Origin of the sequence: Rahnella ecdela (genome assembly GCF_019049625.1) — a bacterium.
GTDB classification, from domain to species: Bacteria; Pseudomonadota; Gammaproteobacteria; order Enterobacterales; family Enterobacteriaceae; genus Rahnella; species Rahnella ecdela.
In genome coordinates, this window is sequence record NZ_JAFMOY010000018.1 from 1 (window position 1) to 255 (window position 255).

Below are 255 nucleotides of genomic sequence, written 5' to 3' on the forward strand. Positions count from 1 at the left end.
GTCACCGCGAAGTCCCTGGCCTACCTCGATCGCCACGCATTCACGACTAAAATTATCGACGACAGTCAGGGCACGGATCCGGCGTCCGTTGAACAGATTATCAGCAACGAAATCCATGCTCCAGCACTGATCCACATCGGTGACGGCCGGGCGGATATGCCTGTGCCTGGCCGTCACGTGGCGCCGCGGGCGTTTTGACCGCAGGTTCAGCCCTTCCAGACAGTAAATCCGATGGGTTTTCTTGTGGTTAACCAG

General features: G+C 57.6%; 1 pseudogene. It reads right to left on the reverse strand.

Features of this window, described 5'->3' with window-relative positions:
- Positions 1-255, reverse strand: a pseudogene (locus tag J1784_RS00085) (IS3 family transposase); the annotation flags it as partial.